We start from the raw sequence: 14,454 nt of genomic DNA on the forward strand, positions 1-14,454 counted from the left end.
CTTATTGGCTGCGCCCGTTGGGTGCGGCCTTTTTTAACTTACAGGAGGGGTTATGACCCGGTATCAGTTTCCGGAAGGCTTTTTATGGGGCGCGGCGGCATCCGGTCCGCAAACGGAAGGGATAAGCAACAAGCCGCACCGTTCTATTTGGGATAGCTGGTTTGCCGAACAGCCGGAACGTTTTTATCAGCAGATTGGGCCGCAAACCGTTTGCGACACCTATCATCAGTATCCCCAGGACGTGGCGTTGATGAAGCGGACCGGGTTCAACTCCTTCCGCACGTCGATTCAGTGGTCGCGGCTGATTGACGACTTCGAAACCGGCGCGCCCAATGCGGACGCGGTGCGTTTCTATCATGCCTACCTTGATGAGATGATTGAAAACGGCATCGAGCCGATGATCAACCTCTATCATTTTGACATGCCGGAAGCGCTGCAAAAGCAGTACGGCGGCTTTGAGTCGGCGCACGTGACCGATCTTTTCGCGCGTTTTGCCCGTACCGCTTTTGAGCTATTCGGTCACAAGGTGAAATACTGGATTACCTTCAACGAGCCGATTGTGCCGGTTGAGGGCGGCTACCTGTACGACTTCCACTATCCCTGCAAGAAAGACGGCAGGCTGGCGGCGCAGGTGGCGTTTAACATTATGCTGGCCCACGCCAAAGCGGTGCGCGAGTTTCGCGCGCTGGCGCTGGAAAGCGAGATTGGCGTAGTGCTGAATCTGACGCCGTCCTATACCCGCAACGACAGCGCGGAAGATCAAAAAGCGGCGTGGTATGCGGATCTGTTCTTCAACCGCAGCTTCCTCGATCCGCTGGTGAAGCATCAGTTCCCGAAAGCGCTGTGCGAAATTCTGGCCGCACACCACTGCCTGCCGGAGGTGACAAAAGCCGACGTGGAGCTGATTACCGGATCGCGCGTCGATTTTCTCGGCGTTAACTATTACGTTCCGCGCCGGGTGAAGGCGCGCGAAAGCGACTATACGCTGGACTATTTCACCCCGGAGGTCTATTTCGAAAACTACGTGAATCCGCAAGGGCGCTTTAATCCTTATCGCGATAATAATGAGATTCTGCCGCAGGCGATTTATGACATTGCCGCCAATATTCGCGATAACTACGGCAATATAAAGTGGTTCCTCGCGGAAATCGGTATTGCGATGGATATTGAGTCGGAAGGCGAACCGGGCGCAGACGGGGTTATTGACGATTCGTTCCGCATCGGCCTGATGGAAGAGCATCTGGTGCAGCTGCATCGCGCCATTGCCGACGGCGCGAACTGCTTTGGCGTGCATCAGTGGACCTTTATCGATAACTGGTCGTGGATTAACTCGTTCAAGCGCCGCTACGGTTTCTGGCGGCTCGACCTGCAAACCGGAGAGCGGCAGATAAAGCGCAACGCGCTGTGGTTTGCCGAACTGGCGACCAGCAACGGCTTCAGTTCTGATAAATAGCTCGGCAAAATCCCCCGGAGGCGGCGCTTGACGCGCCTGTCCGGGCTACCAAACCGCACGAACTTGTAGCCCGGACAGATGCGCAGCATCGCCCCCGGGAAACCGTACCTACCGGGGCTTCGAGGTCCCCGCCGTCTGTGGACAGGTAGCCCGGCTAAGGCGTCAGCCGCGAGCCGGGGATTACCGGCGCTATTTTTTCATTTCCGCCAGCGAGGCTATCCAGTTCATCGCCAGCTGCGGCCACTCGGCGGCGGGCAGGCCCCGGGTCCCGCGAATGCCAAATCCGTGTTTCCCCTCGGCGAACAGATGCAGCTCGGTCGGCACCTGCTGCGCGCGCAGGGCGTTAAACATCACCAGCGCGTTATCCACCGGCACGGAAGGATCGTCCACCGCGTGAAAAATAAAGGTCGGCGGCGTTTGCGGCGTGACGTTCTGCTCCGGTGAATAGCGGTGCTGCCGCTCTGCCGTCGGCGTTTCGCCAATCAATGCCTTGCGCGATCCGGGATGGGCAATCGCCGGATCCATGGAAATAACCGGATAGCCGAGCACCGCGAAGTCCGGCCGCGCGCTCTGCTGGTCAACCGCGTCCACGGCGGCGTAAGCCGGTTCGCTATAGCGTGTCTCCAGGCTTGCCGCCACGTGTCCCCCGGCGGAAAAGCCCATAATGCCGATTTTTTGCGGGTCGATATGCCACTCGGCGGCCCGCGCACGCAGGGTACGCAGCGCGCGCTGCGCATCGGCCAACGGCGCCTCGCTGCCTTCCGCGTGACCGTCCGCCGGCATCCGGTAGGTCATCACAAACAGGGTATAGCCCCGGGCGTTAAATACCGGGGCGAGATCGCTGCCCTCTTTATCCAATACCACTCGCTGGTAAGAGCCGCCCGGCGTCACCAGCAGCGCGATACCGTTGGGCTTCTCCGGCGCGTAAACGGTAATTGTCGGAGCGCGAACGCCGGTGACCGCACGATCGGGCAGCGATGGATCTTTGCTGCGCTCCACCAGCGATTCGCTCGCCGGGCTGTTTTTCGCGCCGGGCGCTTCACCGCCGGGCCAGACGGAAAAGGTGGGAAGAGAGGAAAATGCCGCCTGAGAAGCCAAAAGCAAAGCGATGGCGGCGGCCAGAGGTAAACGCGTCATAAGCATCTCCATTAAGGAAAAGGCTTATTTATCATTCATCAGGAACGGGTAAAGCGAGTTGTCTCACAGAACGCTGTTTCATTAAATTCAAAATGAAACAGCGTTCTGAAGATGTGCCTACTGCAGCTGGTCTTTATTAATACCCAACCGTTTCATGCGCGAAAGCAGCGTCGTGCGCTTTAATCCCAGACGCTGGGCCGCGCCCTTCGGTCCGGCGACCACGCCGTTGCTCTCTTTCAGCACCCGGACAATCAGCTGGTATTCGTCTTCCCCTTCCTCCGGCAGCACTTCCGCCGCCAGCGGCTCCGTCTCGATACTCTTTTCCGGTAAGGAGAGCTGCAGCACGCTGCCGCGGGTCAGCAGCACCGCGCGCTCAATGACGTTTTCCAGTTCGCGCACGTTACCCGGCCACTCCATGCGGCTGAGCAGGCGCAGCGTTTCCGCCGGAATGCTGTCAATGTTGCGCCCGAGACGGCGGGCAATTTTAAAGGTGAAGGCCTTCACCAGCAGGGGAATATCCTCCGGCCGCTCGCGCAGGGGAGGCAGGTGGATCGGGAAGACGTTCAGCCGATAGTAGAGATCGCTGCGAAACTCGCGATCGGCGACCATCTGCTTAAGATCGCGGTTGGTGGCGGCGATCAGGCGCACGTCGGTGTGAATCAGCTTATTGCTGCCGAGACGCTCGAACTCCTGCTCCTGCAACACGCGCAGCAGTTTCGGCTGTAGTTCAATCGGCATATCGCCCACTTCATCGAGAAACAGCGAGCTTTTGTCCGCCAGTTCGAAACGGCCGATACGCTGGGCGCTGGCGCCGGTGAAGGCGCCGCGCTCGTGGCCAAACAGGTCGCTTTCCAGCAGCCCGGCGGGCATCGCCGCGCAGTTCATTTTGACCATCCGGCGGCTATTGCGGCCGCTCAGATTATGAATAGCGCGGGCAATCAGCTCCTTACCGGTGCCGGTTTCGCCGAGGATCAGCACCGTGCTGTCGCTCTGCGCCACCATCTCCACCTGCTTGAGCACGTTGTTCATGGCCTCGCTGCGGCCGATGATTTCGCCAAACTCGCTCTCGACGTTGTTAAGCTGTTCGGTCAGGGCGAGGTTCTCATCGACCAGCCGCTCTTTCAGCCGCTGAATCTCGCGGTAGGCGAGGGCGTTGTCGATGGCGATCGAGACGCGCTCGGCGATTTGCCGCAGCAGCTTGAGGTTGGTGGTGGTGAAGACTTTCTCATCGCACTGCGCCAGCTTCAGCACCCCAAGCAGGGTATTGCCGGACATCAACGGCAGCAGGCACAGGGTCTGAATTTTGTTATCCCACATCTCGAAAAGCATTTTTTCGTACGGCGCCAGCGGGTCGTGCTGATGCAGGTTGAGCAGCAGCATCTCTTTGCTTTTGAATACCCGTTCGGTCAGGGTACCGGCTTCGTCCACTTCGCTCTGGTCGTGCACCGGGTGGCTGGCGTCGAGGTAGTGGGTGGAGTAGATATTGAGCTTGCCTTTGCGGTTGCTGCGCAGTACCACGCTGATGGCGTCGATGCGGAAGTAGCGGTGGATCTCTTTGGCCACTTCGCTGACCAGTTCGTCGATATCCAGCCGCGAGAGTACCGCGTTGGTGATCGCCACCAGGATGCGGAAGTTGTCGCGTTCCCGGCACAGCAGGTCGTAATCAACGTTGTTGCTGACCCGGCTTTGGATCTGTTCGGTCACCACGGCAACGATTTGCGTAAAGGTGTGCAGCCGCTGGTACTCTTTTTCGGTCCACGGCCGGTTGTCGTCGCGAATAAATTCGCAGCCGCCGAAAATACGCCCTTCCGCCGCCAGCGGCAGCAGGCAGTAATAGCCAAAGCTGGGGTAGAGTCCGCTTACGGCGAGCTGCGGCCAGGTTTCGGCAAAGGTGGCGCTATCGCAATGCAGCGCATCCGGGCGCGAGAGCAGGCGTCGAACCGGGCCGTTGGCGAGGACGGTTTCATCCTCGTAGCTCACCGGCTGCCCCGCGTCGTCGCAGGCGTGCCGGACCGCGCGATGGTTGCCGGGATGCCACAGAATAATCGCCGCCCGGTCGGCGAGCGCGGACTGCTGCACCAGGCCGGTCAGCGTCTCGCTCAGCGCGGCCAGATCCGGCTGCTGTAATAAAATGCGGGTGATATCAAACAGACCCTGCTGCCCAAGATCGCCCATCGGTGTATACGACATTGCTTAAGTCCAAAAGCGCCGCAAAGCGGCGCAGAAGAAAGTGATGACACAAATAATAGTCTGTTAATAAAGCGGTTGTGACCGCCATTAACCCATCCGTGGGTGCCCGCTGGTTTGGGCTGGATAATCATGCTGGCTTTTCCCGGCTCGCGCTGCGCTTAGCCGGGCTACAGGTGCGCGCAGTGTTGTAGCCCGGATAAGGCGTTAGCCGCAATCCGGGGGCCCGCACCGTTAACAAATTCTCGGCAGCGGCTCGGCGTGAGGAAGATCCAGCGTGCGCTTCACGCCGTACAGACCAACAGAGCGCACGCCCGCGCGCGGCACAACCTCGCCGATTATCGCCGCATCGCGGCCTAATGGATGAGACCGTAAATGCGCAAGTACGCTTTCCGCCGCCTCGCGGGCGACGGCGATCAGCAGCTTGCCCTCGTTGGCAAAATTAAGCGCGTCCAGCCCCAGCAGCTCGCACACGCCGCGCACGGTATCGTTCACCGGCAGCTTATTCTCGTGCAGTTCAATCCCGCAGCCGCTGGCGGCGGCGAATTCATGGGCTACCGCGTTAACGCCGCCGCGGGTGGCATCGCGCAGGGCTTTCACGCCAGCAACGTCGCGCAGCGTCTGAATCAAGGGCGTCAGCACCGCGCAGTCGCTGGACAGCGCGCCGTCAAGCCCCATCTGTTCGCGCAGGTTGAGGATCGTTGCCCCGTGATCGCCAAGCGTGCCGCTGACCAGCAGCACGTCTCCCGCGCTAATCTGCTGCGCCACCCAGCGAATACCGGTGGGGATGACGCCGATCCCGGCGGTATTGATAAACAGCTTATCCGCCGCCCCGCGCGGCACCACTTTGGTATCGCCGGTGACAATGGCGATGCCGGCCTCCCGCGCGGTCTGCGCCATGCTGTTCACCACCGCTTCGAGGGTGGCCATCTCCAGCCCCTCTTCGAGAATAAACCCGCACGAGAGATAGCGCGGCAGCGCGCCGCTCACCGCCACATCGTTGGCCGTGCCGCAGACCGCCAGCTTGCCGATGTTGCCGCCTGGGAAAAACAGCGGATCGATGACGTAGCTGTCGGTGGAGAAGGCGAGCCTGTCGCCCTGCGCGCTAAGCTGGGCGAGATCGAGACGCGCCTGATCTTCCTGCTCCGCCAGCCAGGGGTTGGCGAAAGCCTGCATAAACAGATCGCCGATCAGCTGCTGCATCGCCTGACCGCCGCTACCGTGGGCTAACTGAACGCTTTTCATGCTTCGATTTCCTGACTGCGATATTGATACCAGGCGGCGCAGGCGCCTTCCGATGAGACCATCAGCGCGCCGAACGCGCTCTGCGGGTTGCAGGTATTGCCGAATAGCGGGCACTGGTGCGGTTTGCAGCGGCCGGTCAGCACCTCGCCGCAGCGGGCGCGCGGGTCGTCGCTGACCCGCTGCGGCGCCGGGCGGAAATGTGCTTCGGCGTCGAAACGCTGATACGCGGCCGTCAGATGCACGCCGGAGTCGTTAATCACCCCCAGACCGCGCCACTCGCTATCGCCGCTAAGGCAAAACACCTCGGCGATGGCCGACTGCGCCAGCGGGTTGCCCGCATCGGGCACCACCCGGCGATACTGGTTCTCCACGTCGCTGTGCCGCGCTATTGTCTGCTCAACCAGCATCACCGCGCCTTGCAGTAGATCAAGCGGTTCGAATCCTGCCACCACTAAAGGACGATGATAGTCGCTGGCGATAAATCCGTAGGCGTCGGTGCCAATCACCATGCTGACGTGACCGGGGGCGAGAAACGCGTCGATACCGTTATCCGGCTGGTCGAGCAGGCTGCGCAGGGTTGGCAGCAGGGTGATGTGCTGGCAGAAAAAATAGAAGTTGGCGACGCCGCGCTCGCGGGCCTGGCGCAGGGTCAGGGCGGTGGCGGGCATCGTCGTTTCAAAACCAAGGCCGAAGAACACCACTTCACGCTCGGGGTGCTGCTGCGCCAGCTTCAGGGCGTCCATCGGCGAATAGACGATGCGGACGTCTGCGCCGCGCGATTTAGCCTGCAGCAGTGAACCGTTTTTTCCCGGCACGCGCATGGCGTCGCCAAAGGTGCAGAAAATCACCCCCGGACGGCTGGCGATATCGATACAGGCGTCGATGCGCCCCATCGGCAGCACGCATACCGGGCAGCCGGGGCCGTGAATAAACTCGATATTTTCCGGCAGCAGCTGATCGAGGCCAAATTTAAAAATGGCGTGGGTATGACCGCCGCACACTTCCATAATGCGCAGCGGACGTTCGGCGGTATGCGGCAGCAGGCGCGCGCGCTGCCGGAGGAGTTCCACCAGCTGCATCACCTGTTCCGGGGCGCGGTATTCATCGACATAGCGCATTTACCGCTCCTCGCCGTACAGCAGCGCGCCGACGTCCGGCTCGACTTCAAACATATTTTGCAGCGCCTCGAGGGTGTCGCGGGCTTCGGCTTCGTTAATCACGCTCATGGCGAAACCCACGTGGACCAGCACCCACTGGCCGAGACGCGGCTGGCCGCGATCGTCAACCGCGCCCACCAGGGTCAGGTCGACTTCGCGCTGAATGCCGCACACTTCGACCTTCGCCAGATTGCCGTCAATGGCGCAGATTTGTCCGGGAATGCCTATGCACATTGTTGCGTCTCCAGCCAGCTAAGCCACTGGCCCATGCCTTCGCCGCTGGTGGCGGAAAGCAGGATGATGTCAATATCCGGGTTCACCTCGCGGGCGCAGGCCAGACACTTTTCTACGTCAAAGTTGAGATACGGCAGCAGGTCGACCTTGTTAAGCAGCATCAGGCTGGCGGCGGCGAACATATGCGGATACTTCAGCGGCTTGTCTTCGCCTTCGGTTACCGACAGCACCGCCACTTTATGACGTTCGCCGAGGTCAAAGCTCGCCGGACACACCAGGTTACCGACGTTTTCGATAAACAGAATGCCGTGGTCCGCCAGCGGCAGGCGCGGCGCGGCGTCGGCGATCATCTGCGCGTCGAGATGGCAGCCTTTGCCGGTGTTGACCTGAATCGCTGGGGTGCCGGTGGCGCGGATGCGCGCGGCGTCGTTCACCGTTTGCTGATCGCCTTCAATCACCGCGCAGGCGGTTTTCTCTTTCAGCCGCAGCAGGGTTTCCGTCAGCAGGGTGGTTTTGCCGGAGCCGGGGCTGGAGACCAGATTCAGCACCAGCTGGTTTTTAGCGGCGAAGCGCGCGCGGTTGCGGGCGGCCAGACGGTTGTTTTTATCCAGCACGTCGATTTCCACTTCCAGCATCCGCCGCTGGCTCTGGCCGGGCGCATGGGTACCCGCCTCGCCGTGACCGTAGTGCAGGTCGCCAGCCTCCGAGCGGGTGGGGGAAAAGTTATCGGTTTTCACGCCGGTAATGTTCATCATCTGGCGCGGGGCGGGCGCGAAGGGTGCGCTGCGAAACGCCGAATGCGGGTTATGCTCGTCGCCTTCTATATAAAGGTTGCCTTCACCGCAGCCGCAGGTTGTACACATAATCTTATTACTCCACTTCTAGTCGCTGAATCTGTAAGCCGTCATCCGCCACGATTTGCAGCCGGTCGCTCTGACACTGCGGGCAGCGGCGCACGTGCTGGGAGATGAGATGCACGTACTGCTGGCAGGATTCACACCAGCATTCAGCCTGTTGTTCGGCGATATGCAGCTCGCAGCCCTCCGCCAGCGTGCCGCGGCACACCAGCTCAAAGCAGAAGGTCAGCGCGCTGGCCTCCACGCAGGAAAACGCCCCGACCTTCAGCCACACGCCGGTCACCCGACGCGCGCCGGCCTGCAGCGCCTGCTGTTCGATAATTTCCAGCGCCCGCTGGCTAAGAGTGATTTCGTGCATGGTGCCTCCGTATCGCGATGGCCCTTTAATGCAATAACGATGCCAGGTCATAGGTAATGTCACGAAAATGTCGATGACACGCTGCAGACGTCGTCATCGACATGTCTTTCCGCCCCCCGGAATTTTATAAACATGTTTAAAATCAATTAATTAAATTTTGGCATGAAAAGTGCTTAACCGGTGCATCTCATACAACGGGGGATCCGGGATGACTATTTGGGAATTAAGTGAAAAGGCGGACTACATCGCCGATCGTCACCGTCAGCATCAGGAGCAGTGGCACACCTACTGCAACTCCTTGGTACAGGGGATAACCCTGTCGAAAGCGCGTCTGCATCACGCCATGAGCTGCGCGCCGGATAAAGAACTGTGCTTCGTACTGTTTGGCCATTTTCAGGTCTACGTTGCGCTGGCGGAAGGGTTTAACAGCCACACCATCGAGTATTACGTGGAAACTAAAAACGGCGACGACAGACGTCTGATTGCCCAGGCCACGCTGGGCTCAGACGGCACCATTGATGGCCGGATTAGCAACCGCGATCGCGAGCAGGTTCTGGAGCACTATCTGGCGACTATCGCCAGCGTTTACGACCGTCTCTACGAGGCTATCGAACAAGACCAGCCGGTGGATTTAAGCCACCTGACGCTGGCCCGTTAATCGTCAGGTGTCGACAAGTGTCGAAGCTGACACCTGCGCAACCTGTTTTCGTCAAAAATGACTTTCACCTGAGGATGACCCGGTGAACCGTTTTGTAATTGCTGACTCCACCGTCTGTATCGGCTGTCGCACCTGCGAAGCCGCCTGCGCTGAGACTCACCGCCAGCAGGGCCTGCAGGCCATGCCCCGGCTGCATTTAATGCGCAATGAAAAAGAATCTGCGCCGCAGATGTGCCACCACTGTGAAGATGCGCCCTGCGCCGCCGTCTGCCCGGTTAACGCCATTAATCGCGTCGATGGCGCGGTGCAGCTCAATGAGAGCCTGTGCGTAAGCTGCAAGCTGTGCGGCATCGCCTGTCCGTTCGGCGCCATTGAGTTTTCCGGCAGCCGTCCGCTGGATATGCCGGCTAACGCCAATACGCCCCTGGCCCCCGCCGCGCCGCCGGCGCCGGCCCGCGTCAGCTCGCTGCTCGACTGGGTGCCGGGCGTGCGCGCCATCGCCGTCAAATGCGACCTGTGCCACTTCGATGAGGAAGGCCCGGCGTGCGTACGCACCTGCCCGACCAAAGCGCTGCTGCTGGTGGATATCCGCGATATCGCCCAGGCCAGCAAGCGTAAGCGGCAGCTGACTTTTAATACCGATCTCGGCGATCTGTCGCTGTTCCAGGCGCAACAAGGGGACGTGAAATGAGTGTGATTTCCTTAGTGAATCAGGCGGTGGCCTGGTACGCCGCCAGCGCGGTGCTGGCGTTTCTGTTCGCCCTGCGCAAACCGCTGAGCGGGGCGATCGCCGGGATTGGCGGCGCGGTCGCCAGCGCGATGCTGGTGCTGGCGGGCGGAACGGCGCTGCTGATGCCGGAGCGCGTTAGCGGCGGCATGCTGCAGATGCTGCATTTGACCCTGCGCGTGGGCGGCGTCAACGCGCTGTGGCTGCTGGCGATCGGCCTGTCGGCGCTGCCGATTTCACTGTTCAATATCGCCTGGCATCGTCACCCGCAGGTGAAAGCCAACGGCCTGCTGGTGAATCTGCTGCTGGCCGCCGCCGTCTGCGCCGTGGTGGTGACAAACTTCGGCGCGCTGGTGGTGATGGCGGAGATTATGGCCCTTTGCGCCGCGTTTCTTACCGGCTGCGCGCAGTCCGGCAAGCTGTGGTTTGCGCTGGGTCGCCTCGGTACGTTGCTGATGGCGTGGAGCTGCTGGCTGGTCTGGTCGTCCTACGGCACCCTTGAGCTGGCGCAGATTACCCAGCTGGCGATGGCGGCGCCGCAGAACGCGCTGCTGTGGCTGCCGGGCCTGGTCGGCTTTGCGCTGCTGGCCGGAGTTATTCCGCTGCACGGCTGGGCGCCGCAGGCCCACGCCGGCGCCAGCGCGCCGGCCGCCGCGCTGTTTTCCACGGTGGTGATGAAGGTCGGTCTCTACGGCATCCTGACGGTCTCGCTGGCCGGCAGCGTACCGCCGCTGTGGTGGGGCGTGATGCTGCTGGTGTTGGGCATGATCACCGCCTTCGTCGGCGGGCTGTACGCCCTGATGGAGCACAATATTCAGCGCCTGCTGGCGTACCACACCCTGGAAAACATCGGCATTATCCTGCTCGGCCTCGGGGCGTTCGTCACCGGCGTGGCGACCCATAACCCGACCCTGATGGTACTGGGCTTTATTGGCGGCATGTATCACCTGATCAACCATAGCCTGTTTAAAACCACCCTGTTCCTCGGCGCGGGGGCGGTGTGGTTCCGCACCGGCCATCGCGATATCGAAAAGCTCGGCGGGATCGGCAAGAAAATGCCGCTGATTTCGCTCGCGATGCTGGTGGGCCTGATGGCGATGGCCGCGCTGCCGCCGCTGAACGGCTTTGCCGGGGAGTGGGTTATCTATCAGTCCTTCTTTAAGCTGAGCACCGGCGACGCGTTTGTTGGCCGCCTGCTCGGGCCACTGCTGGCGGTGGGCCTGGCGATTACCGGCGCGCTGGCGGTGATGTGTATGGCGAAAGTCTACGGCGTCACCTTCCTCGGCGCGCCGCGAAGCAAAGAGGCGGAAAACGCCACCTGCGCGCCGGGGCTGATGACCTTTAGCGTGGTGCTGGCCGCCGTCTGCTGCGTGATTGGCGGGGTTGCCGCACCGTGGCTGCTGCCGCTGGTGAGCGGGGCGTTTCCGGTGCAGGCGGAGGTCTCCAGCGCGGTGTCCCAGCCGATGATCGCCATTCTGCTGATTGCCTGCCCGCTCCTGCCGCTGCTGCTGATGATCTTCTTCAAGGGCGATCGCCTGCCGGCGCGCTCCCGCGGCGCGGCCTGGGTCTGCGGCTACGACCATGAAAAATCCATGGTGGTGACCGCCCACGGTTTCGCCATGCCGGTGAAAGAAGCCTTTGCGCCGATTCTGAAACTGCGCCACTGGCTGAACCCGGTGCGCCTGGTGCCCGGCTGGCAGAACGCTTCCGCGCCTGCGCTATTTCGCGGCGTGGCGCTGGTGGAGCTGGCGGTACTGGTGGTGATTGTGATTTCCCGAGGAGCCTGAGAATGAGCGTATTAATTGCATTGTTGCAGGCGCTGGTGCTGTTCGCCGTCGCGCCGCTGTTGTCCGGGGTGACCCGCGTCGCCCGCGCGCGTCTGCATAATCGCCGCGGTCCGGGCGTGCTGCAGGAGTACCGGGACATTCTGAAACTGCTGGGCCGCCAGAGCGTTGGCCCGGATGCCTCCGGCTGGGTCTTCCGCCTGACGCCGTACGTGATGGTCGGCGTGATGCTGACCATCGCCACCGCGCTGCCGGTGGTGACCGTTGATTCGCCGATGGCGGGGCTGGGCGACCTGATCACCCTGATCTACCTGTTCGCTATCGCCCGCTTCTTCTTTGCTATTTCCGGCCTTGATACCGGCAGCCCGTTTACCGCTATCGGGGCGAGCCGCGAAGCGATGCTCGGCGTGCTGGTGGAGCCCATCCTGCTGCTCGGCCTGTGGGTCGCGGCGCAGGTCGCGGGGTCCACCCATATCAGCAGTATCACCGACACCATTTATCACTGGCCTGTCGCCCGCACTCTTCCGCTGATTCTGGCGCTGTGCGCCTGCGCCTTCGCCACCTTTATCGAAATGGGCAAGCTGCCGTTCGACCTGGCGGAAGCGGAGCAGGAGCTGCAGGAAGGCCCGCTCTCGGAATACAGCGGCAGCGGCTTCGGCGTGCTGAAGTGGGGCATCAGCCTCAAGCAGCTGGTGGTCCTGCAGATGTTCGTCGGCGTATTTATCCCGTGGGGACAGATGACCAGCTTTAGCGTCGGCGGTCTGCTGCTGGCGCTGGTGGTTGCCGTCGTCAAGCTGGTGCTCGGCGTGCTGGTGATTGCGCTGTTCGAAAACAGCATGGCGCGTCTGCGCTTTTGCGCCACCTCCCGCGTCACCTGGGCCGGGTTTGGTTTTGCCTTTTTAGCCTTCGTCTCCTTGCTGGTGGCGTGATTTAAGAGAGTTTGAGCATGTCTGAAGAAAAAATCGGTCAACACTATCTCGCCGCGCTGCATCAGGCCTTTCCGGGCGTGGTGCTGGATGAAGCCTGGCAGACCAAAGACCAGTTGACGGTCACGGTGAAGGTCAACTATCTGCCGGAAGTGGTCGAGTTCCTGTACTACAAGCAGGGCGGCTGGCTGTCGGTGCTGTTCGGCAACGATGAACGCAAGCTGAACGGCCACTACGCCGTCTACTACGTGCTGTCGATGGAGCAGGGCACGAAGTGCTGGATCACTGTGCGCGTGGAAGTGGACGCCAATAAACCCGAGTATCCGTCGGTGACGCCGCGGGTGCCGGCGGCGGTATGGGGCGAGCGCGAAGTGCGCGACATGTACGGCCTGGTGCCGGTCGGCCTGCCGGACGAACGCCGGCTGGTGCTGCCGGACGACTGGCCGGATGAACTCTATCCGCTGCGTAAAGACAGCATGGACTACCGCCAGCGTCCGGCGCCGACCACCGACGCCGAAACCTACGAGTTTATCAACGAGCTGGGCAGCAAGAAAAACAACGTGGTGCCGATTGGCCCGCTGCACGTCACCTCCGACGAACCGGGCCACTTCCGCCTGTTCGTTGACGGCGAGAATATTATCGACGCCGACTACCGCCTGTTCTACGTTCATCGCGGGATGGAAAAGCTGGCGGAAACCCGGATGGGCTACAACGAAGTCACCTTCCTGTCGGACCGCGTGTGCGGTATCTGCGGTTTCGCCCACAGCACCGCCTACACCACTTCGGTGGAGAACGCGATGGGGATCGTGGTGCCGGAGCGCGCGCAGATGATCCGCGCCATTCTGCTGGAGGTGGAGCGCCTGCACTCGCACCTGCTGAACCTCGGCCTCGCCTGCCACTTTACCGGCTTCGACTCCGGGTTTATGCAGTTCTTCCGCGTGCGCGAAACCTCGATGAAGATGGCGGAAATTCTTACCGGGGCGCGTAAAACCTACGGTCTGAACCTGATTGGCGGCATTCGTCGCGATCTGCTGAAAGAGGACATGATCCAGACCCGCCAGCTGGCGCAGCAGATGCGCCGCGACGTGCAGGAGCTGGTGGATATGCTGCTCAGCACGCCGAATATGGAGCAGCGTACCGTGGGCATCGGTCGTCTCGACCCGCAAATCGCCCGCGACTTCAGCAACGTTGGCCCGATGGTGCGCGCCAGCGGCCACGCCCGCGATACCCGCGCCGATCACCCGTTTGTCGGCTACGGCCTGCTGCCGATGGAAGTGCACAGCGAACAGGGCTGCGACGTCATCTCGCGCCTGAAGGTGCGCATCAACGAGGTCTACACCGCGCTGAACATGATCGACTTTGGCCTCGATAACCTGCCGGGCGGCCCGCTGATGGTCGAAGGGTTCACTTATATTCCGCACCGCTTCGCGCTGGGCTTCTCGGAAGCGCCGCGCGGAGATGATATCCACTGGAGCATGACCGGCGACAACCAGAAGCTGTACCGCTGGCGCTGCCGGGCGGCGACCTACGCCAACTGGCCGACCCTGCGCTATATGCTGCGCGGCAATACCGTCTCCGACGCGCCGCTGATTATCGGCAGCCTCGACCCGTGCTACTCCTGCACCGACCGCATGACCGTGGTTGACGTGCGCAAGAAGAAAAGCAAAGTGGTGCCGTACAAAGAGCTGGAGCGCTACAGCATCGAGCGTAAGAACTCGCCGCTGAAATAAG

13 protein-coding genes are annotated in these 14,454 nt (G+C 61.5%); 6 read left to right on the forward strand and 7 right to left on the reverse strand.

Annotation, left to right across the window (positions count from 1 at the left end; all coding sequences use genetic code 11):
• Nucleotides 1-52 precede the first annotated feature (52 nt).
• Complete coding sequence (locus tag ABLU96_RS07330) at nucleotides 53-1,453, forward strand: glycoside hydrolase family 1 protein (RefSeq protein ID WP_038424882.1); 1,401 nt, start codon at nucleotides 53-55, stop codon at nucleotides 1,451-1,453.
• 189 nt (nucleotides 1,454-1,642) lie between these two features.
• Here ABLU96_RS07330 and ABLU96_RS07335 read toward each other — a convergent pair whose 3' ends face one another.
• The 7 genes from ABLU96_RS07335 to hypA form a co-directional block, all read right to left on the reverse strand.
• On the reverse strand, nucleotides 1,643-2,590 hold the full coding sequence (locus tag ABLU96_RS07335; protein WP_048260212.1) for an alpha/beta hydrolase: 948 nt from the start codon (nucleotides 2,588-2,590) through the stop codon (nucleotides 1,643-1,645).
• Between the two features lie 117 nt (nucleotides 2,591-2,707).
• A complete protein-coding gene (flhA, locus tag ABLU96_RS07340; protein WP_064406063.1) occupies nucleotides 2,708-4,780 on the reverse strand; it encodes a formate hydrogenlyase transcriptional activator FlhA in 2,073 nt (690 codons plus the stop codon).
• 231 nt (nucleotides 4,781-5,011) lie between these two features.
• Nucleotides 5,012-6,022, reverse strand: coding sequence for a hydrogenase expression/formation protein HypE (hypE, locus tag ABLU96_RS07345; RefSeq protein ID WP_064406066.1), 1,011 nt, complete (start codon nucleotides 6,020-6,022; stop codon nucleotides 5,012-5,014).
• On the reverse strand, nucleotides 6,019-7,140 hold the full coding sequence (gene hypD, locus ABLU96_RS07350; RefSeq protein ID WP_025107274.1) for a hydrogenase formation protein HypD: 1,122 nt from the start codon (nucleotides 7,138-7,140) through the stop codon (nucleotides 6,019-6,021). The genes hypE and hypD overlap by 4 nt, the downstream gene beginning before the upstream one ends.
• A complete protein-coding gene (locus tag ABLU96_RS07355) occupies nucleotides 7,141-7,413 on the reverse strand; it encodes a HypC/HybG/HupF family hydrogenase formation chaperone (RefSeq protein ID WP_004104861.1) in 273 nt (90 codons plus the stop codon).
• On the reverse strand, nucleotides 7,404-8,276 hold the full coding sequence (gene hypB, locus ABLU96_RS07360) for a hydrogenase nickel incorporation protein HypB (RefSeq protein ID WP_049083798.1): 873 nt from the start codon (nucleotides 8,274-8,276) through the stop codon (nucleotides 7,404-7,406). The genes ABLU96_RS07355 and hypB overlap by 10 nt, the downstream gene beginning before the upstream one ends.
• A 7-nt stretch (nucleotides 8,277-8,283) precedes the next feature.
• The gene (gene hypA / locus ABLU96_RS07365; protein ID WP_004114752.1) at nucleotides 8,284-8,628 is read right to left on the reverse strand and encodes a hydrogenase maturation nickel metallochaperone HypA; all 345 of its coding nucleotides are present in this window, start codon (nucleotides 8,626-8,628) and stop codon (nucleotides 8,284-8,286) included.
• Between the two features lie 208 nt (nucleotides 8,629-8,836).
• Between hypA and hycA the strand changes: the two genes are divergently transcribed.
• The 5 genes from hycA to hycE all read left to right on the forward strand — a co-directional run bounded on the left by hycA (nucleotide 8,837) and on the right by hycE (nucleotide 14,453).
• Nucleotides 8,837-9,286, forward strand: coding sequence for a formate hydrogenlyase regulator HycA (gene hycA / locus ABLU96_RS07370; protein ID WP_004134329.1), 450 nt, complete (start codon nucleotides 8,837-8,839; stop codon nucleotides 9,284-9,286).
• 82 nt (nucleotides 9,287-9,368) lie between these two features.
• Complete coding sequence (locus ABLU96_RS07375) at nucleotides 9,369-9,977, forward strand: 4Fe-4S dicluster domain-containing protein (RefSeq protein ID WP_049068949.1); 609 nt, start codon at nucleotides 9,369-9,371, stop codon at nucleotides 9,975-9,977.
• Complete coding sequence (gene hycC, locus ABLU96_RS07380) at nucleotides 9,974-11,800, forward strand: formate hydrogenlyase subunit 3 (protein WP_025107276.1); 1,827 nt, start codon at nucleotides 9,974-9,976, stop codon at nucleotides 11,798-11,800. The genes ABLU96_RS07375 and hycC overlap by 4 nt, the downstream gene beginning before the upstream one ends.
• A gap of 2 nt (nucleotides 11,801-11,802) precedes the next feature.
• The gene (locus ABLU96_RS07385; protein WP_004104852.1) at nucleotides 11,803-12,726 is read left to right on the forward strand and encodes a respiratory chain complex I subunit 1 family protein; all 924 of its coding nucleotides are present in this window, start codon (nucleotides 11,803-11,805) and stop codon (nucleotides 12,724-12,726) included.
• Nucleotides 12,727-12,743: 17 nt separating this feature from the next.
• The gene (hycE, locus tag ABLU96_RS07390; RefSeq protein WP_014839316.1) at nucleotides 12,744-14,453 is read left to right on the forward strand and encodes a formate hydrogenlyase subunit HycE; all 1,710 of its coding nucleotides are present in this window, start codon (nucleotides 12,744-12,746) and stop codon (nucleotides 14,451-14,453) included.
• Nucleotide 14,454: the final 1 nt, after the last annotated feature.

This window comes from Klebsiella sp. CN_Kp106 (assembly GCF_040064575.1).
Lineage (GTDB): Bacteria > Pseudomonadota > Gammaproteobacteria > Enterobacterales > Enterobacteriaceae > Klebsiella > Klebsiella michiganensis.